Here is a 17,952-nt window from a genome sequence, read left to right as displayed (position 1 = left end):
GATCCGGGCTCTTCCGGAAACCCGGATCGGGAAACTTGTTAGAATTCCTCCCACTGCGGAGCGATCGCGGCGCTTGAGCCGGGACGCAGTTGGGTGACCAGGCGGGCCTGGGCCTCGCCGACCGGGTTGGCCGCCGGACGGTGGACCGCCGTGCGAGCCGGCTCGGGCCTGCGGATGGGGGCCGACGCGGCCGAAGCGCCGGTGTCGAAGCGACCGACCAGGTCGGCCAGGGCGCCGGCCTCGTTGCGCAGGCTGGCGGCGGCGGCCGTGGCTTCCTCGACCATGGCGGCGTTGCGCTGGGTGACCTGGTCCATCTGGTTGACGGCGGTGTTCACCTGGTTGAGGCCCGTGGCCTGTTCCTGGGACGACTGGGCGATCTCGGAGATCAGGGTGTCGATCTCGGCGATCTTGCCGACGATACCGCCGAGCGAGTCGCCGGTGTCGCTGACCAGGCGCGCGCCGCGTTCGACTTGCGCGGTGCTGCTGGCGATCAGGGTCTTGATCTCCTTGGCGGCCTCGGCCGAGCGCTGGGCCAGGGCGCGGACTTCCTGGGCGACGACCGCGAAGCCGCGACCGGCCTCGCCGGCTCGGGCCGCCTCGACCCCGGCGTTCAGGGCCAGCAGATTGGTCTGGAAGGCGATCTCGTCGATCACGCCGATGATCTGGCCGATCTTGCCCGAGCTCTGTTCGATCTCACCCATGGCGGCGATGGCGTCGCGCATGATCTCGCCCGAGCGGGTGGCGTCCTCGCGAGTGGTCGAGGCGGCGGTCGAGGCCTGCTTGGCGCCCTCGGCGCTGCGACGCACCGTGGCGGTGATCTCGTCGAGGGCGGCGGCGGTCTCCTCGAGCGCGGCGGCCTGCTGCTCGGTGCGCTTGGACAGGTCTTCCGAGGCGTTGGTGATCTCGTCCGAACCGTTGCGCACGCCCGACGTCGAGGCCGAGATCTCCAGCATGGCCTCGCGCAGGGCCTGCACGGCGGCGTTGAAGTCTTCCTTGATCGGCAGGAAGCGGCCTTCGAAGTTCTCGGTGATCTGGGCGGTCAGGTCGCCGTTGGCCAGGCGCTTCAGGTAGGAGGCCAGCGAGCAGACCACGGCGCTCTGTTCGGCCTCGGCCTTGCGGCGCTTCTCGTTCTCGATGCGCTCGAGTTCGACCTCGGTGATGTCGATGGCGAACTTGATGACCTTGCAGGGCTTTCCGTCCGCATCGAAGATCGGGTTGTAGTTGCCCTGGATCCAGACGTCCTTGCCGCCCTTGCCGACGCGCTGGAACTTGTCGGAGAAGAACTCGCCGCGGCCGAGGTTGACCCAGAAGTTCTTGTATTCGGGGCTCTGGCCGTAGGCGGTGTCGACGAACATGCCGTGGTGACGGCCGACAATCTCGTCGAGCGTATAGCCCACGGTGCTCAGGAAATTCTGGTTGGCGGTGATGATCGTGCCGTCGAGCTGAAACTCGATCATGGCCTGCGAGCGATCGATGGCGGCCACCGTGGCCTCCAGATCCGCCAAGCGTTGCGCCACCTTCTGATCAGGACGTTTAGGCGAAAACAACGACATGGGATTTCCCCCGTTCGGGCCCCCCAGGCGGGTTCCCTCTTTTGCACGTACAGCGTGCGTTCTCAGAGTTGATGACACATTAACGTTAGGAGCAAAACAACGCCCTGTACCGCGACAGTTTGGCGCAGCTCAATTTTAAAGCGATCAATTTGGGTGAATACGTTGATGCGAACCATGACTACAAAGTCATGATTTTACGTATTTTTGTCGAATTCCCGACTTGTGCCTCGATCCGGGCGGCCTAGACTTTGACCTGCGACGGTGGCGCTTGGGTTGTGTTAACGCCGCCGCCTTGGGGCGACCCTGGCGTCAACCTAAGCTGGCCGACTCCTGGCCCCGCTCCTTGAAGCGCACGACGCCCTTGGGCGGCACGCGATCGGGACGCGACAGGTCAACGATCAGCGGGACGATGGTGTCGGGCGCGGGCACGGTCTGCGGATCCTCGCCCGGGAAGGCCCCGGCGCGCATGCGGGTGCGCATAGCGCCCGGATCGACGCAGACGGCGCGCACCGTGGTGTTTTCCATCTCGTCGTCATAACAGGCGACGATGGCTTCCAGTCCGGCCTTGGAGGCCGCGTAGCCGCCCCAGAAGGCGCGATGGGTCTTGGCGACGCTGCTGGTCAGGAAGATGGCCCGGCCGGCTTCGGCGCGGCGCAGCAGCGGATCCATGGCCCGGATCAGCCGCCAGTTGGCGGTCAGGTTGGTGGCCATGATCATGTCCCAGCCCTTGGGATCCAGGTGCCCCACCGGGGTGAGCGCGCCCAGGACGCCGGCGGCGCCGACCAGGATGTCCAGCTTGCCGAAGCGTTCGTAGAGGGCCGCGCCCAGCTGATCCAGGCCGTCGGCCTCGCGCAGGTCCAGCGGCACCAGGGTGGCGTGCTCGCCGGTGGCGGTGAAGATGGCGTCGTCCAGGGCCTCCAGCGCGCCTTGCGTGCGGCCCAGGGCGATGACGTGGGCGCCAGCCTGGGCCAGGCCCAGGGCGATGGCCTCGCCGATGCCGCGCGTGGCGCCGGTGACGAGGGCGAGACGGCCGGCCAGCGGCTTTTCGGAGTCGGAAGTCATGGGCGGGTTCTAAACAGAACCGTTTGGCGTTGAAACGAAATCCGTTGGTTTCACCAACAAACAACAACGGATTTTGTTGGTGTCAGGCCTCGTCCGCCGGCCGTGCGCCGTAACGCTGGGCCAGCACCGAGCAGGCCATCAGCTGGATCTGGTGGAACAGCATCAGGGGCAGAACCAGGATCCCCGCCGTGGCGCCGGGAAACAGGATGCCGGCCATCGGCACGCCGGTGGCCAGGCTCTTCTTGGAGCCGCAGAACACGATGGCCACCTCGTCGGGCTTGGAGAAGCCCAGGGCCCGCGAGCCGAACATGGTGACGGCCATCACCACGGCCAGCAGCACCACGCAGGCGACCAGCAGCACGCCCAGCTCCGGGATCGAGACGATCTTCCAGATACCGCCGACCACGGCGGCGCTGAACGCCGAATAGACCACCAACAGGATCGAGCCGCGGTCCACGCGGCCGACCAGCGCCTTGTGCCGCTCGATCCAGGCGCCGACCCAGGGGCGAACCAGCTGGCCGGCCACGAACGGGACCAGCAGTTGAATGATGATCGACTTGATCGAGTCCCAGCCGCCGACGTCGCCATGGGCATGCATCAGCAGCCCCACCAGCACCGGGGTCAGGAAGATGCCCAGCAGGTTCGAGGCCGAGGCCGCGCAGACGGCGGCGGCGACATTGCCTCGGCCGATCGAGGTGAAGGCGATCGACGACTGCACGGTGGACGGCAGGCAGCACAGGAACAGCATGCCGGTCGACAGGGTGGGCGACAGCAGGCCCGACTTGCTGATCAGCAGGCCCAGCGCCGGAAACAGTACGAAGGTGAAGGCCAGGATCGTCAGGTGCAGACGCCAGTGGGTCATGCCCGCGATCACGGCCTCGCGCGACAGCTTGGCGCCGTGCAGGAAGAACAGCAGGGCGATGGCGATCTTGACCACCCAGCCCAGGATCTCGGCGGCCTGGCCACGTACGGGCAGGATCGAGGCCAGCACGACCATGCCGATCAGGGCCAGGATGTAGCCGTCGATCTTCAGCTTGGCGAGGAGGTCTTTAAGCAAGGCGATATCCTAGCGGCGACGCCCCGCGTCCTTCGAGGCCGCTACGCGGCGCCTCAGGATGAGGGGGATGGAAGTCGGCTCAACGGTCCTCATCCTGAGGCGCGAGCCATCGGCGAGCCTCGAAGGGCGCGGAGTCCTAGGCGCTCAACAGCGACAGCTGCTTTTCGGCCTGGTCGTTGCGGCCTTCGGCGATCTCGCGGTCGGTCAGGCGGGTGGGATAGTCGCCGGTGAAGTAATGGTCGGTGAACTGCGGGTGGGCCGGGTCGCGGGGACCGGCTTCCAGCGCCTGGTAGAGGCCGTCGACCGACAGGAAGCCCAGGCTGTCGACTTCCAGGAACCGGGCCATCTCTTCCAGCGACTTGTTGGCCGCCAGCAGTTGGTCGCGCTCGGGCATGTCGATGCCGTAGAAGTCGGGCCACTTGATCGGCGGGCTGGCCGAACGGAGGTGGACCTCCTTGGCGCCGGCCTCGCGGACCATGCGGACGATCTTCAGCGAGGTGGTGCCGCGCACGATCGAGTCGTCGATCAGGATGACGCGCTTGCCTTCCAGCACGGCGCGGTTGGGGCTGTGCTTCATGCGCACGCCCAGTTCGCGCACGCCCTGGGTTGGCTGGATGAAGGTGCGGCCGACATAGTGGTTGCGGATGATGCCCAGGTCGAAGGGCAGGCCGCTTTGCTGGGCGAAGCCGATGGCGGCGGGCACGCCGCTGTCGGGCACCGGCACCACGACGTCGGCCTCGACACCGGTCTCGATGGCCAGGCGCTGGCCCATGCGCTTGCGCACGTCATAGACCGAGCGGCCGTTCACGACGCTGTCGGGGCGGGCGAAGTAGACGTATTCGAACACGCAGGGGCGGGCGGCGACGTTCTGGAACGGACGCAGCGACTTCACGCCGGTCTCGGAGATCACCACCATCTCGCCGTGCTCGACGTCGCGCACGAAGCGTGCGCCGATCATGTCGAGCGCGCAGGTCTCCGACGCCAGGATCGGCTGGCCGTCCAGGTCGCCCAGCACCAGCGGGCGGATGCCCAGCGGATCGCGCAGGCCGATCATCTTCTTGTTGGTGATGGCCACGATGGCGTAGCCGCCCTCGATCTGGCCGACGGCGTCGATGAAACGGTCAACGATGCGGGCCTTCCGCGAGCGGGCGATCAGGTGAAGGATCACCTCGCTGTCGCTGGTCGACTGGAAGATCGCGCCTTCCTGCACCAGGCGCTCGCGCAGGGTCAGGAAGTTGGTCAGGTTGCCGTTGTGGGCGATGGCCACGCCGCCGGTTTCCAGATCGGCGAACATCGGCTGGACGTTGCGGATGCCGCTGCCGCCGGCCGTGGAATAGCGGGTGTGGCCGATGGCCATGCCGCCGGGCAGGCGCTGGACCAGGTCGTTGCCGGTGAAGGCGTCGCCCACGTGGCCCATGTGGCGTTCGGTGTGGAAGCGCTGACCGTCGAAGGCGGCGATGCCGCAGGCTTCCTGGCCGCGATGCTGCAGGGCGTGTAGGCCCAGGGCGGTGACGGCGGCGGCGTCGCGCACGCCGTAGACGCCGAAGACCCCGCATTCGAGGCGCAGAGTGTCGTCTTCGGGATCACGCCAGGGCTTGGACGAGAAGCGGTCGGTCGACTGGCCGAAGGACGTCATCGCGATTTCTCCACCAGATCGTCGACGGAACGACGCTGGTTCTTATCATAACCTGCTTCGCCCGACTTGCGGTCGGACGGTTTGTCACTGGCGCCGTCATGAACGGCGTCCTCGATGGCGGGGGCCAGCTTGCCGGCCAGGCCCGCGCCCTTGGGGGCGAAGACCTTCAGCACCCGACCGGCGGCGTTCGACAGCGGATATAGAGCCGACTTGGACATCCAGCTAGGAACGCGGTCAGGGGGTGTGGCCATATGAAACACCAGGCTGAACACGCCCAGCACCACCAGGCCTCGGATCAGGCCGAACGCCAGGCCCATCAGCCGGTCCAGCGTGCCCAGGGCGCCGTCGGCATGTAGGGTCTTGGTGATCTGGGCGCCGACCAGGCGCAGAGCCACGAAGATGATGACGAAGGTGACCAGAATGGCGGCCGCCGTGGCCGCCCAGTCCGGGTCCATCAAACCGCGAAACAGCGGACCGGTGACGCGCAGGGCCAGCAGGGAGAGTAGGGCGGCGACGATGAACGACAGGGCCGAGGTCAGCTCGCGCGACGCGCCGCGCGCGAAGCCGACCACGGCCGAGACCAGCAGGATCAGGCCGAAGATGATGTCGAAAGGCGTCACGTCAGCTGGCCCCAGATCTCGTCGCCGATGCGGCGCACCGCGTCGGCCAGACGGGCCACGCCCGCCACGGGCAGAGCTCCGCCGCCCTCGGGAAGTCCCGACAGCGGTCCCAGAGCTCGGCCAAAGCCGAGTTTCGCGGCCTCTTTCAAACGTGTCTCCATACGGCTCACGGGCCGCACTTCACCGGACAGGCTGACTTCGCCGAAGACGACGCAGTCCTGCGGCAGGGCGATGTCGAGGGCCGAGGAGGCCAGGGCCGCCGCCGCCGCCAAGTCCGCCGCCGGCTCGGTGATCCGCAGGCCGCCAGCGACGTTCAGATAGACGTCCTTGTTGCCAAAACCAAGGCCGCACCGTGATTCAAGCACGGCGAGCACCATGGCCAGGCGTCCGGAATCCCATCCGACCACGGCGCGTCTGGGCGTTCCGTACGCGGAGGGCGCGACCAGGGCCTGGAACTCCACCAGGACGGGCCGCGAACCCTCGATGCCGGCGAACACCGCCGCGCCCGCCGCCCGCTCGCCGCCCTCGTTGAGAAAGAGGGCCGAGGGGTTCTTCACCTCGCGCAGGCCGGAATCGCCCATCTCGAACACGCCGATCTCGTCGGTGGCCCCGAAGCGGTTCTTGGCGCCGCGCAGGATCCGGAACGGATAGCCGCGCTCGCCTTCGAAGCTGAGCACCGCGTCGACCAGGTGTTCGACCACGCGCGGGCCGGCGATCTGGCCGTCCTTGGTGACGTGGCCGACCAGCAGGATGGCCACGCCCTTCTTCTTGGCCAGGCGCACCAGCTCCTGGGCGCAGGCCCGCACCTGGGTGACCGTGCCGGGCCCGGCCTCGTGGGCGTCGCTCCACATGGTCTGGATCGAGTCGATGACGACAAGGTCGAAGTTGTCGCGCTTCAAGCCGTCGAGGATGTCGCGCAGGCTGCTCTCGGCCGCCAGCTTCACGGGGGCCTGGGCGAAGCCCATGCGCTCGGCGCGGCCCCGGATCTGGGCCACGGCCTCCTCGCCGGAGATGTAGGCGCACGAAACGCCCTTGAGGCTGGCCTTGGCCACCACCTCCAGCAGCAGGGTGGACTTGCCCACGCCAGGGTCGCCGCCGATCAGGATGGCCGAGCCGGGCACCACGCCGCCGCCGCACACCCGGTCGAACTCGTCGACGCCGGTGATGATGCGGGGCGGGGCGGGGGTGTCGCTTTCCAGGCCGGTGAACTGCAGGCCCCGTGCGCGGCTGGCCTTGGTGACCGACAAGGCCCCCGGAGCACGAACGCCGGTTTCCTCGACCAGGCTGTTCCAGCTCTGGCAGGCCGAGCACTGCCCCGACCACTTGGTCGTGACCGCGCCGCAGGACTGGCAGGCGTAGACGGCGCCGTCGCGGGCCATGAGTGCTCCTGATTCGAGAGTGACTGGAGCCTACAGTGGCCGGCGGGTGCGCCAAAGGCGGACGTGGGGCTGGATCAGCCCTTCACGACCCGGCGCGCCCTGGGCGCGATCCGCGTCAGCAACTCATAAGCCGTGGTGCCCGCCGCCGCGGCGGCGTCGTCCACCGGCAGGTCCGGACCGATGATCTGCATCATCGCGCCGGGGCGAGCGGCGTCGCAGTCGGTGATGTCGACGGCGATCAGGTCCATCGACACCCGGCCCAGCATCGGCCGCAGGGCGCCGTCGAACCACACCGCGCCACGCGGATGGGCCGCGCGAGGCACGCCGTCGGCGTAGCCAGCCGCGAGGATGGCCACGCGGGTCGTGTCCTGGGCGGTGAAGGCCGCGCCGTAGCCGATGCTTTCGCCGCGCGGCACGACGCGGGCCTGCAGGATCGGCGCTTCCAGCGTCGCCACCGCCTTGATCCGGGCGTCGGGCACGTCGCGCGGACCGCCGCCATAGAGGCTGATCCCCGGCCGGCACTGGTCGAAGTGGTAGTCGCCGCCCAGGAAGACGCCGCCGGAATTGGCCAGGCTGCGTCGGGCGTTGGGGAACAGGGCGGCGGTCTCGGTGAAGCGCGCCAGCTGGCGAGCGTTCAGCGCGTGGTCGGGCTCGCTGGCGCAGGCCAGGTGGCTGATCACCAGGGTGATGTTGAGGAACTTCAGCCTGTCCATCGCGCCGGTCAGCACGACCGCTTCCTCCGGACGCAGGCCCAGGCGGTTCATGCCGGTGTCGATGTGCAGGGCGGCCTCCAGCACGCGGCCGCGCGCGTGGCTGTTCCAGGCCTCGATCTGCGGCAGGCTGTTGAGCACCGGGGTCAGGCCGGCCGCCTCGATGGCCGGGGCCGAGCCGGGGGTTACGCCGTCCAGCAGGTAGATCGTCGCCGCGCGATCGCCCAGGGATCGCCGCAAGGTCATGCCCTCGGACAGGCGGGCGACATAGAAGCTCCGCGCGCCTTCGTCCCACAGCCGTCCGGCCACCAGGGCCGCGCCCAGGCCATAGCCGTCGGCCTTCACGGCCGGCGCGAGCTCGACACCGCCGGCGGCGGCCTTGAGCACGGCGTGGTTGGACGCCAGAGCGTCGAGGTCGATCGTGAGGAGGCTGGCTTCGGTCACGGGCCGGGACGTAGCCGAGCGCGCGTCCCAAGGCCAGTCCAGATGCTGTGCAGGCTCAATGCCGGGCCAGGAACTGGACGGCCAGGTTCTCGACCCCGCTGGCGACGATCTGCACGCCGATGCACATCAGCAGGAACGCCATCAGCCGCGACATCACTCGTGCGCCCGAGACGCCCAGGAAAGCCAGCACCCGGTCCGAGGCGCGATAGAGCAGCCACACCAGCACCGCGATCACGCCGGCCGCCAGGCTGGCGCCGGCGAAGAATGGAATGACCGAGCTCCCGCCGGCCGGCCGCTGGGACGACAGGGCGATGGCGACCGAGATCGCGCCGGGACCGGTCGTGAACGGCATGGTCAGGGGAAAGAAGGCGATGTCCTCGGCCCGGGTCAGAATCGGTGCGGCGTCGCCGGTCTTGTGCTCTGCGTGGACCTCGGGCGACATCAAGAGCGCCCAGGCGCGGATCGCCACCACCAGCCCGCCGGCCACCCGCAACGCGCCCAGGCTGACCCCGAAGAAGTTCAGGATGTAGCCGCCCAACAGCAGCGAGCCCAGCAGAATGCAGAAGGCGTAGATCGCGATGGTCGGCGCCAGGCGTCGACGGGTCTCGGGCGGATGGTCGGCCAGCAACTGGTGGAAGATCAGGGCCGAGCCGATCGGATTGACGATCGAGAACAGGGCCGGGAAGGCCAGCAGGAACGCGCCGACCGCGGTCGACACCGGCAGGGGATTGAACTCCATCGGGCGACCTTGCAAGCAAACCGGAGCGGCGGACGGGCCACCCTGGCCCAGTCCGTCCGTTCACGTCAAACGCGTGAAGCCTATTCCTCGCTGCCGCTGCGCATCTGGTGGAAATAGTGGTCGCGGGCCAGGTTGCCGAAGCGCGTGGTGTCGCTGTTGAACGACAGGCGCACGGTGCCGATGGGGCCGTGACGCTGCTTGGCGATGATCACCTCGGCCAGGCCTTGCAGGCGATCCATGTCCTCCTGCCATTGCAGGTGCTCGGGCGTGCCTTCGCGGGGCTCGGCGCGGCCGACGTAGTAGCTTTCGCGATAGACGAACCAGACCATGTCGGCGTCCTGCTCGATCGAGCCGGATTCACGAAGGTCGGACAGCTGCGGGCGCTTGTCCTCGCGCTGCTCGACCTGACGCGACAGCTGCGACAGGGCGATCACCGGGCAAGCAAGTTCCTTGGCCAAGGCCTTGAGGCCCATGGTGATTTGCGAGACTTCCTGCACGCGGTTGGCGTTCGAGCCCAGGTCCGAACCGGTGACCAGCTGCAGGTAATCGACGACGATCAGGTCCAGGCCCACCTGGCGCTTCAGGCGACGGGCCCGGGCGGTCAGCTTGGCGATCGAGATACCGCCGGTGGCGTCGATATAGAGCGGGGCTTCCTGCAACTCGATGGCCGCGTCGCGCACCCGGCCGAATTCCGAGGCGTCGATCTCGCCCTTGCGGAGCTTGTCGCCCGACACGCCCGAGGCGTCGGCCAGCATACGCAGGGCCAGCTGTTCGGCGCTCATTTCCAGCGAGTAGAAGGCCACGACGCCGCCGCTGACGGTCTTCTTGGTGCCGTCCGGCTGGGGCTCCCAGGCGTACTTCTTGGCGACGTTGAAGGCGATGTTGGTCGCCAGGGCGGTCTTGCCCATCGACGGACGGCCGGCCAGCACGATCAAGTCGGAGGGGTGCAGGCCGCCGATCTTGGTGTCCAGGTCGATCAGGTCGCTGGCCAGGCCCGACATGCCGCCGTCGCGGCTGTAGGCCTCGGCGGTCATCTCGACGGCGCCGCGCAGGGCGTCGCCGAAGCTGACGAAGCCGGAGCTGGCCGCGCCGCTTTCGGCCAGGGTGTAGAGCTGCTGTTCGGCCGCTTCGATCTGGTCGCGAGCCGGAACCTTGACGTCGTCCTTGCTGACGCCGCCGTGCGCGGTGGAGGCGATCTCGCCGCCGATGCGGATGAGGTCGCGGCGCAGGGCCAGGTCGAACACGGCGCGCGCGTAGTCGCCGACGTTGGCGGCGGGCGGGGCGCGGTCGACCAGATCGGCCAGGTAGCGCAGGCCGCCCAGCTCGTCGAAGGCCGGATCGTGCTTGAACTCGTCGGCCAGGAGGATCGGCTCGGCCAACTGGCCCTTGCGGATGTGGGTCTCGATCGACTGGAACAGCCGCTGGTGGAAGGGTTCGTAGAAGTGACGGCCCTGCAGGCTGTCGGTCAGGCGCTCGTAGGCGGCGTTGTCGTACAGCAGCACGCCCAGCAGCGCCTGTTCGGCTTCCAGGTTATGCGGCGCGACGGCGACGACGATATCGCCCATCGGGGAGGATGGGCGGAGGTCTAGAGCGGGGACGAGAGACATTGGCACACGTTAACGCGAACGGGTCTCAGGAGCGACCGGTGAGGCTTCAGATGAACGGGGATGTTTTATGTATGTTCTGAGCCTCTCGTACGACGGAATCGGACGTATTGAAAAGGGCGCGACGATCGCTCGCCGCGCCCTTTCCGCTTAGTTCAACCGAGTCAGAGCCTTACCAGCTGTAGCTCAAACGCGTGTAGAGGAAGCGCCCATTGAAGCCGTAGGGCGAGAAGTTGGAATAGGGGCCCGCGCCGCTGGTGTTGAGGTTGGGCGGGATCTGGTTGGTGTACTGGTCGAACAGGTTGTCGGCCCCGGCCGACAGGGTCAGGCCGATCGGGAAGGTGTAGCGGACCTCGGCGTCGACCACGCCGCTGGCGCCGGTCTTCCAGTCGGTGCTGCCGTCGTTGGCCGTGCCAGGGGCCAGGACGTCGCCGTAGAAGGTGGAGCGCAGGGTCGCGCCCCACTGATCCTTGGTCCAGTCGCCCTGCAGGGTGATCTTCTCGCGCGGGGTGCCCTTTTCGAAGCGCAGGGTGGCTTGACGGGCGAACAGCGACTGCGGCGTGGCCAGGGTGGTGGTGACCGGGGTCTTTTCGACGCTGAAGTCGTTGAGGTTGGCCGCCAGGGTCAGGTCGAAGATCCCGGCCTGCTCGTCATTGATCCGGTAACGCGCCACCACGTCGACGCCCTTGGTCGAGGTGTCGACGCCGTTGATGAAGAACCGCGCCGCCGTCGTGCCGTAGGGGGCCAGCAGGGCGCCGATCTGGGCGGCGTTGGGGTTGGAGGCCCCGGCCGCGTTCGAGAACAGCTCCGACAGCACGATGCGATCGTCGACGTCGATCTGGTAGCCATCGACCGTCAGCTCGAAGGCGCCTTTGCGATAGACCACGCCCAGCGAATAGTTGGTCGAGTCCTCGGCCTTCAGCGGCTTGCCGCCCAGGGCCAGGCCCACGGGGCTGACCGAAGGATAGGTGCCCGATTCGAACGGCACCAGAGTGGTGCCGCCACCGCCCGGCAGGGCCTGAGCCACGTAGGTGATCGAGGTGGCGGTGTAGTACTGCTGCTGCAGGCTCGGGGCGCGGAAGCCGGTCGAGATCCCGCCGCGCACGGCGAACGAGGGGCTGAAGTCGTAGCGGGCGGTGAACTTGCCCGTCGTGCTCGAGCCGAAGTCGGAATAGTCCTCGTATCGGCCGGCGACGCCGACGGTCAGGCCCTCGGTGACCTTGCCTTCCAGGTCCAGATAGACCCCGACCGCGTGGCGATCCACGTCGACCGCGTTGCTGGGCGTAAAGCCGGTGAAGCCGCGCGAGCCGAAGGTGAGGGCGGTCGTGCCGTCGGCGGCGAACGCCACCGGGCCCCGGGCGTAGGAAGCCACTTCGCCGGGGTTGATCTGGAAGCTCTCGCGGCGCGCTTCCAGGCCGAAGGCGACGTTCAGCGGACCGGCCAGGCCGACCTCGAACTCGCGGCTGGCGTCCAGGCCGTAGGTCAGCTGGTCATAGGTCAGGCCGCCGGCCGCGAAGCTGGTCGGCGAGGCCGCGCCGTACGACGGGTTGACGGTGTTCTCGACGCCGAAGTCGATGTCGTTCTTGCCGTAGACCAGGTTGGTGTCGATCTTGAAGCCGCCCAGTTCGCCGCGCAGGCCGACGGCCGCGGCGACGTCCTCGGTGTCGGTGGTCAGCAGCGGCAGGTAGCCGTTGGGGAAGATCGACGGGACGGCCTGGTTGTAGTCGCTGCTCTTGGCGCCGGTCGGCGTGAAGGCCGGTTGACGGAAGCTGGCGGCCGAATTGGCGTCGCGCTGCTGATAACCGTACCAGCCATAGGCTTCCCAGCCGGCCGCCAGGGGCTTGGCGGCGTTCAGATAGATCGACACGTCCTCGGTCTTGGGATCGCCGGTGCGGGCGGTGATCCGCGAGGGCGAGACGCGCGGATCATTGTCGGCCCGGTTGGTCGGGTCCAGGTCGCGGTACTGGGCCGAAACGGTCAGGAAGCCGTCGCTGCCCAGCTTGAAGCCCTGCCAGCCGGCCACCGTGGCCGACCCGCCGTCGCTGATGTTGTGCTTGCCGCCGTAGAAGCCCTTGAAGCTGGTGACGTACTCGCCGTAGGTGACGGTCAGCCCGCCGCCGTGGTCGGCTTCGCGCAGGTGCAGGTTGACGACGCCGGCGATGGCGTCCGAGCCGTACTGGGCCGAGGCGCCGTCGCGCAGCACCTCGATGCGGTCGATGGCGCTGCTGGGGATGGCGTTCAGGTCGACGGCGGCCGAGCCGCGTCCGACCGAGCCGTTGACATTGATCAGGGCCGAGGTGTGCCGGCGGGCGCCGTCGACCAGCACCAGGGTCTGGTCGGGACCCATGCCGCGCAGCACGATCGGCCGGATGGCGTCGGTGCCGTCGGTGTTGGACGGACGCGGGAAGTTGATCGACGGCACGGTGGCCGCCAGGGCGGTCGAGATGTCGGTGGCGCCGCGCTGCTGCAGGTTCTTGGCGGTCACGACGTCGACGGGCGCCAGGGTGTCCAGCCGTGAGCGGCCGGTGGTGCGGGTGCCGGTGACGACGACCTGCTCGACGGCGTTGGCGTCGTCGGCGGGCGTCGTGTCTTGGGCCTGAGCCACGCCGGCGACGGCGGCCAGCGATGTGGCGGCCATCAGGATGGTTTTGAAACGCATTGCGAATTCCCCTCGCATGGCTTCCAGCGGCTCTTGGCCTTTTGGTCCGGAAGCGGAGGAGCCCTTCTCCCCCTGGTTAGAGGATGGGGATGGGTGCGTTCGCCCACAAGCTGAGCAATTCTAGGCAAACGCGCAGAAAAAAACGGCGCGGATTTCTCCGCGCCGTTCTTCCAGTTTTTCTAGGCTCTACGAGGCGGTTAGGCTTCGTAGTGGTCGCCTTCGAACGAACCGGCGCCGCCTTCGGCCATGTCTTGGGCGGCTTCGGCGTCAGCGGCGCGATCTTCCTCGAACTGAGCGGCGATGACGTTTTCGCCGCGCGCTTGGCGATCGGCTTCGTCTTGGCTGCGCGCGATGTTGAGGGTGACCGTGACGGTCACTTCAGCGTGCAGCTTCACCTTCACTTCGTGGACGCCCAGCGTCTTGATCGGCTTGTCGAGGACGATCATCGAGCGATCGACCTTGCCGCCTTCGGCCTTGATGGCGTCGGCGACATCGCGGCCCGCGACCGAACCGTACAGCTGGCCGCTTTCGCCGGCTTGACGGATCATCACGTACTGCTTGCCGTCGAGACCTTCACCGGCCTTGCCAGCGACTTCGCGGTTCTTGACGTTGCGGGCTTCGATTTCAGCGCGCTGAACTTCGAAGCTCTTCAGGTTGGCCGAGTTGGCGCGCAGGGCCTTGTGACGCGGCAGCAGGAAGTTACGGGCGAAGCCGTCCTTCACGGTGACCACGTCGCCGAGGACGCCGGTGCCTTCGACGCGTTCGAGCAGGATAACTTTCATCGTGGTGTCTCCCTTACTTCACGACGTAGGGGAGCAGAGCCAGGAAGCGGGCGCGCTTGATGGCCTTGGCCAGTTCGCGTTGCTTCTTGGCCGACACCGCGGTGATGCGCGACGGCACGATCTTGCCGCGTTCGGAGACGTAACGCTGCAGCAGCTTCACGTCCTTGTAGTCGATCTTCGGCGCGTTGGCGCCCGAGAACGGGCAAACCTTGCGGCGGCGGAAGAACGGACGACGGGCGCCGCCAGCGGCGGCGGCCGGAGCGCCGGCTTCGGGAGCAGTGGTATCGGTCATGATCTCTCTTCTCCCTTACGCGGCCGGCGCGAAGTCGTCGCGCGGGCGCTCGGTGCGCTCGCCACGTTCGCGGTCGCGACGGGCCAGAACCGGCGACAGTTCCAGGTCCAGCTCTTCGACGCGGATGGTCATGAAGCGCAGCACGTCTTCATTGATCAGCAGCTGACGTTCCATCTCCTTCACGGCCGCGGCCGGAGCGTCGATGGCGAGCAGGGAGTAGTGGCCCTTGCGGTTCTTCTTGATGCGATAGGTGAGGTTACGCAGGCCCCAGTATTCGATCTTGGCGATGTGACCGCCATTTTCTTCCAGGAGAGCCTTGAGTTGCTCGTTCAGAGCTTCGGCCTGTTGCGGCGAGATGTCCTGCCGCGCGATGACCACGTGTTCGTAGAACGCCATGTTTTCCTTCTTCCGGTTTGGATAGCGGCGCGATCGTCGGCGGAAGTCCGGCGATCACGGTGGATCCTGCATGCCGAGCGGGAAATCCCGACCCAAAGGGCTGCGCGCAAGACCGCCATCCGTGAGAGGGCGCGCTAATAGCCGAAAGGTGGCGTGAAGGCAAGGAAACCGTGCCGGACGGCCAAAATCGGCGCCTGTCCGGAAATCCATTCCCGCGTAAATCGCCTGGAAACCGGGCGGCGAACATCTGTCATACAATTTTGTCGCCCAGGTGGTTTGGGCGCGCAAAGGCTTATGCTATCGGGAGTCCATGGGGTTTCGAACGCTTGCATCCCTGATCGTGGCGACCGCCGCGACCGCGGTCCTCGCCTCGCCGGCGACGGCCGGCGATGTCGTGCGCAAGCCCGATCTGGCCGTCTGGGGCGCCGACGGGCGCTTCCAGGGCTATTCGGCCGCCCAGACCCTGGACCTGTCGACCGACGCCGAGAAGGCGACCTTCACCGCCAAGGTCGCCGGGGCCGTCGACAATCCGACCTATAATTTCGATCTCAACCTGAACCAGAAGCCAGACGAGCACGCCGCCGCCAACCGCGCCCTCGGGGTCGGGGCTTCCTGGAACGCCGGCGCCCGCGAGGCGGCGATCCGCTCGTCCTTGGCCCGCTCGTTCGGCTTCGGCATGCTGCCCAAGACCAACTATGTGCGGCTGTCGATGGACATGAACGCCACGCAGCCGGTCTATGTGCGCGGCCGCACCCCGGTGACCCGGGCCAATGTGCGGTCCGAACTGACCCTGGACGGCCGCCCGGTCGCCTCGATCGCCCTGGGCGGCGGCACCCAGGGTGACGAAGGTTTCGACGTCAGCCTGACCCGGCCCTTCGACATTCCGGCCGAATTCACCGTCAGCCTGCGCGCCGCCGACGAGCGGGTTCAGGACGGCCGGCTGATGGTCAAGCTGGTCCGCACCACCTGGTAGCGGTCAGGCGGCTTCGGCTGTCTTGATCTCCAGCTCACGCCTTGGACGACGCACGACCTGGGCGAACCGTTCCAGATAGCGCGGGTTCTCGGTGCCCATCAGTTTATCCCACCAGGTGAAATAGAGCCCGTAGTTCCATCCGGCCTGGGCGTGGTGCAGGTCGTGGTGAGTCACCGTCGTCAGCCAGGGCAGGAGCGGGCGGCCCTCCCGCGTGGCGGGGAAGAGTTCGTAGCCGCTGTGGCCCAGGGTGTTGCGGACGATCTGGTGCAGCATGAACAGGCCCACGACCGGCCATTGCGTGGGGACCATCAGCATCCACAGCGGCACGAACGCTCCATTGATCGCCGCCTCGCCCAGGTCGAAGCTGTAGGCGGTGAACGGCGAGGGATTGTTCGACCGGTGATGGCGACGGTGGAAGGCGCGAAACAGTCGCCGGTCATGGATCAGCCGATGGGTCCAGTAGAACCAGGCGTCGTGGGCGACGATCATCAGAACCAGGCTGACCCAGAACCAGGCGGGGCCGAGATCTCGGGCGATGTAGGGGCCCGGCATCAGACCGGCGCGGAACAGACCGAAGCTGAGCAGGCCGATCGTCGAGAAGACCATGATCGAACGGATCGAGGCGGCGAACTCGATCAGCAGCTGGCGCGCGGGCGGACGGTTCTCGCGGATCTTGCGGCCGGCAAGAGGCGCGGCCAGCACCACCCAGAGCGTCAGCCAGACGCCGACCGCGAAGATCACGTAGCGGCTGACGTCGGTGAAGGTGGCGTGGAGCCAGTTCTCGACGAAGGGGAGAAGGGACGACATCGGGGTTCCTCGAATGAGCGATGTCCCGAAGTGATCGCGGAGCCTGTCGTCCGTCGCGCCGATCGCGAAATCAGGCTGTCTTGTCGGCTTTCGACAAGGGATCGCCGGTTTCGACCAGCCTTAGCCGGGTCGGCGCCGGGGTGTTGGTGCTCCGCCATTCGGTCGGGGTGACGCCGGTGGCGGCGCGGAAGGCGCGATTGAAGGGACCCAGCGAGGCGAAGCCCAGGTCATAGGCGATGGTCGAGATCGACTTCAGGGCCAGGTCCGGGGCGGCGAGGGCGATCTTGGCGGCCTCGATCCGCCGGCCGTTGACGTAGTCGGCGAAGTTGCGATGGCCCAGGACGCCGTTGATCAGCCGGCGCAGGCGATGCTCGGGCGCGCCCACCAGAGCCGCCAGGGCGGTGATCGACAGGTCTTCGCCACGCCAGACCTCGTCCTGGTCCATGGCGGCCTCCAGCCGGGCCAGCACCAGCCGGTCGGCGGGGGTGAGATCCATGGCGGGAACGGGCGAGGACTTCACGGCTTCGCCCGCGGCGACGGGCGCCTCGACCAACTGCGGTTCGGCCCGAAGCAGGGTCGCCGCGCCGGCCAGGGCCAGACCGGCCAAGGCCAGGGCCTGCAACACGCTCGGCGCGTAGATCCAAGGCAGGCCTGTCGCCCAAGCCATGTCCTGCGCGCTCAGCAGCAGGATATAGCCGGCGGCGGCGATCATGGCCGGACCTCGCAGGCGCCGCCGCTGGACGACGAGGTCGCCGCGCCAGCCGCGCCAGATGACCAGCAGGGCATGCAGGACCAGTCCCACCGAGGCCAAGTTGAACACCAGCCAGAACGGGCGACAGATTTCGGGCGGCATGAAGCGGGCCAGGGCCCACAGGATCACCAGGCCCAGGGCGGGCCACAGGCGGTGCGGCGAGAACCGCCGCTCGTCGGTGAACAGGGCATGGGCGAAGGCCCAGAACAGGCCCGTGGTCGCCACCGACATCGCCCAGATCGCCGGCGTGGCGTGATCGGTCCAGCCCGGCTTGCAGCCGTCAATGACGTGGGCGATGGCGCCCAGAAAGAACAGGCCGCCGACCCAGCGCACCGGCGTCGGTCGCCGGTCCAGCACAAGGGCCAGGCCCGTGGCGCCGAAGCCGCCGATGGCGACGCCGCGCGCCAGGGTTTCGAGAAGGACCGCATCGACCATGGTCGTGATCCTAGACGGCTCGCGCGCGGACCGCTCGGATCCGCGCGCGCCAT

General features: G+C 67.8%; 16 protein-coding genes. 1 reads left to right on the top strand and 15 read right to left on the bottom strand.

What is annotated here, in order from left to right:
• Positions 1 to 38: 38 nt before the first annotated feature.
• The 13 genes from G3M62_RS12440 to rpsF all read right to left on the bottom strand — a co-directional run bounded on the left by G3M62_RS12440 (position 39) and on the right by rpsF (position 14,933).
• The gene (locus G3M62_RS12440; protein WP_165187439.1) at positions 39 to 1,553 is read right to left on the bottom strand and encodes a methyl-accepting chemotaxis protein; all 1,515 of its coding nucleotides are present in this window, start codon (positions 1,551 to 1,553) and stop codon (positions 39 to 41) included.
• Between the two features lie 309 nt (positions 1,554 to 1,862).
• Positions 1,863 to 2,615 carry an SDR family NAD(P)-dependent oxidoreductase gene (locus G3M62_RS12435; protein WP_165187437.1) on the bottom strand — a complete coding sequence of 251 codons (753 nt, stop codon included), beginning with the start codon at positions 2,613 to 2,615 and terminating at the stop codon, positions 1,863 to 1,865.
• An 82-nt stretch (positions 2,616 to 2,697) separates the two neighbouring features.
• Positions 2,698 to 3,672 (bottom strand): bile acid:sodium symporter family protein, encoded by a 975-nt coding sequence (locus G3M62_RS12430; RefSeq protein ID WP_425483778.1) that lies wholly within the window; start codon positions 3,670 to 3,672, stop codon positions 2,698 to 2,700.
• A gap of 136 nt (positions 3,673 to 3,808) precedes the next feature.
• Entirely contained in the window at positions 3,809 to 5,308 is a 1,500-nt protein-coding gene (purF, locus tag G3M62_RS12425) for an amidophosphoribosyltransferase (protein WP_165187435.1), read from the bottom strand.
• Positions 5,305 to 5,928: a CvpA family protein gene (locus tag G3M62_RS12420; protein ID WP_165187433.1), complete on the bottom strand. Its 624-nt coding sequence runs from the start codon at positions 5,926 to 5,928 to the stop codon at positions 5,305 to 5,307. The genes purF and G3M62_RS12420 overlap by 4 nt, the downstream gene beginning before the upstream one ends.
• On the bottom strand, positions 5,925 to 7,307 hold the full coding sequence (gene radA / locus G3M62_RS12415; protein ID WP_165187431.1) for a DNA repair protein RadA: 1,383 nt from the start codon (positions 7,305 to 7,307) through the stop codon (positions 5,925 to 5,927). Before radA ends, G3M62_RS12420 begins: the two co-directional genes overlap by 4 nt.
• Positions 7,308 to 7,381: 74 nt before the next feature.
• On the bottom strand, positions 7,382 to 8,461 hold the full coding sequence (alr, locus tag G3M62_RS12410; protein WP_165187429.1) for an alanine racemase: 1,080 nt from the start codon (positions 8,459 to 8,461) through the stop codon (positions 7,382 to 7,384).
• 55 nt (positions 8,462 to 8,516) lie between these two features.
• The gene (locus G3M62_RS12405; protein WP_165187427.1) at positions 8,517 to 9,200 is read right to left on the bottom strand and encodes a MarC family protein; all 684 of its coding nucleotides are present in this window, start codon (positions 9,198 to 9,200) and stop codon (positions 8,517 to 8,519) included.
• A gap of 80 nt (positions 9,201 to 9,280) precedes the next feature.
• Positions 9,281 to 10,813 carry a replicative DNA helicase gene (locus G3M62_RS12400; RefSeq protein WP_165187425.1) on the bottom strand — a complete coding sequence of 511 codons (1,533 nt, stop codon included), beginning with the start codon at positions 10,811 to 10,813 and terminating at the stop codon, positions 9,281 to 9,283.
• Positions 10,814 to 10,976: 163 nt separating this feature from the next.
• A complete protein-coding gene (locus tag G3M62_RS12395; protein WP_165187423.1) occupies positions 10,977 to 13,463 on the bottom strand; it encodes a TonB-dependent receptor plug domain-containing protein in 2,487 nt (828 codons plus the stop codon).
• Between the two features lie 197 nt (positions 13,464 to 13,660).
• Positions 13,661 to 14,245, bottom strand: coding sequence for a 50S ribosomal protein L9 (gene rplI, locus G3M62_RS12390; RefSeq protein ID WP_165187422.1), 585 nt, complete (start codon positions 14,243 to 14,245; stop codon positions 13,661 to 13,663).
• 13 nt (positions 14,246 to 14,258) lie between these two features.
• Positions 14,259 to 14,537, bottom strand: coding sequence for a 30S ribosomal protein S18 (gene rpsR / locus G3M62_RS12385; protein ID WP_004615089.1), 279 nt, complete (start codon positions 14,535 to 14,537; stop codon positions 14,259 to 14,261).
• Between the two features lie 15 nt (positions 14,538 to 14,552).
• Complete coding sequence (rpsF, locus tag G3M62_RS12380) at positions 14,553 to 14,933, bottom strand: 30S ribosomal protein S6 (protein ID WP_028038546.1); 381 nt, start codon at positions 14,931 to 14,933, stop codon at positions 14,553 to 14,555.
• Positions 14,934 to 15,243: 310 nt separating this feature from the next.
• Between rpsF and G3M62_RS12375 the strand changes: the two genes are divergently transcribed.
• Positions 15,244 to 15,906 carry a hypothetical protein gene (locus tag G3M62_RS12375; RefSeq protein WP_165187420.1) on the top strand — a complete coding sequence of 221 codons (663 nt, stop codon included), beginning with the start codon at positions 15,244 to 15,246 and terminating at the stop codon, positions 15,904 to 15,906.
• Between the two features lie 3 nt (positions 15,907 to 15,909).
• Here the strand turns inward: G3M62_RS12375 and G3M62_RS12370 are convergent, their stop codons facing one another.
• Positions 15,910 to 16,713, bottom strand: coding sequence for a sterol desaturase family protein (locus tag G3M62_RS12370; RefSeq protein WP_165187418.1), 804 nt, complete (start codon positions 16,711 to 16,713; stop codon positions 15,910 to 15,912).
• A gap of 70 nt (positions 16,714 to 16,783) precedes the next feature.
• Positions 16,784 to 17,899 carry a helix-turn-helix domain-containing protein gene (locus G3M62_RS12365; RefSeq protein ID WP_165187417.1) on the bottom strand — a complete coding sequence of 372 codons (1,116 nt, stop codon included), beginning with the start codon at positions 17,897 to 17,899 and terminating at the stop codon, positions 16,784 to 16,786.
• Positions 17,900 to 17,952 lie beyond the last annotated feature (53 nt).

Origin of the sequence: Caulobacter soli (assembly GCF_011045195.1) — a bacterium.
In the GTDB taxonomy this organism is placed as follows: Bacteria; Pseudomonadota; Alphaproteobacteria; order Caulobacterales; family Caulobacteraceae; genus Caulobacter; species Caulobacter soli.
The sequence above is the reverse complement of the archived record's forward strand: the minus strand, read 5'-3'. Positions and strand labels throughout refer to the sequence as shown.

What these genes read in the sequence shown, in the direction of transcription:
- G3M62_RS12440 (WP_165187439.1), bottom strand. Translation starts at nt 1,553, where the DNA reads ATGTCGTTGTTTTCGCCTAAACGTCCTGATCAGAAGGTGGCGCAACGC.
- G3M62_RS12435 (WP_165187437.1), bottom strand. Translation starts at nt 2,615, where the DNA reads ATGACTTCCGACTCCGAAAAGCCGCTGGCCGGCCGTCTCGCCCTCGTC.
- purF (WP_165187435.1), bottom strand. Translation starts at nt 5,308, where the DNA reads ATGACGTCCTTCGGCCAGTCGACCGACCGCTTCTCGTCCAAGCCCTGG.
- radA (WP_165187431.1), bottom strand. Translation starts at nt 7,307, where the DNA reads ATGGCCCGCGACGGCGCCGTCTACGCCTGCCAGTCCTGCGGCGCGGTC.
- G3M62_RS12405 (WP_165187427.1), bottom strand. Translation starts at nt 9,200, where the DNA reads ATGGAGTTCAATCCCCTGCCGGTGTCGACCGCGGTCGGCGCGTTCCTG.
- G3M62_RS12395 (WP_165187423.1), bottom strand. Translation starts at nt 13,463, where the DNA reads ATGCGTTTCAAAACCATCCTGATGGCCGCCACATCGCTGGCCGCCGTC.
- rplI (WP_165187422.1), bottom strand. Translation starts at nt 14,245, where the DNA reads ATGAAAGTTATCCTGCTCGAACGCGTCGAAGGCACCGGCGTCCTCGGC.
- rpsR (WP_004615089.1), bottom strand. Translation starts at nt 14,537, where the DNA reads ATGACCGATACCACTGCTCCCGAAGCCGGCGCTCCGGCCGCCGCCGCT.
- rpsF (WP_028038546.1), bottom strand. Translation starts at nt 14,933, where the DNA reads ATGGCGTTCTACGAACACGTGGTCATCGCGCGGCAGGACATCTCGCCG.
- G3M62_RS12375 (WP_165187420.1), top strand. Translation starts at nt 15,244, where the DNA reads ATGGGGTTTCGAACGCTTGCATCCCTGATCGTGGCGACCGCCGCGACC.
- G3M62_RS12370 (WP_165187418.1), bottom strand. Translation starts at nt 16,713, where the DNA reads ATGTCGTCCCTTCTCCCCTTCGTCGAGAACTGGCTCCACGCCACCTTC.
- G3M62_RS12365 (WP_165187417.1), bottom strand. Translation starts at nt 17,899, where the DNA reads ATGGTCGATGCGGTCCTTCTCGAAACCCTGGCGCGCGGCGTCGCCATC.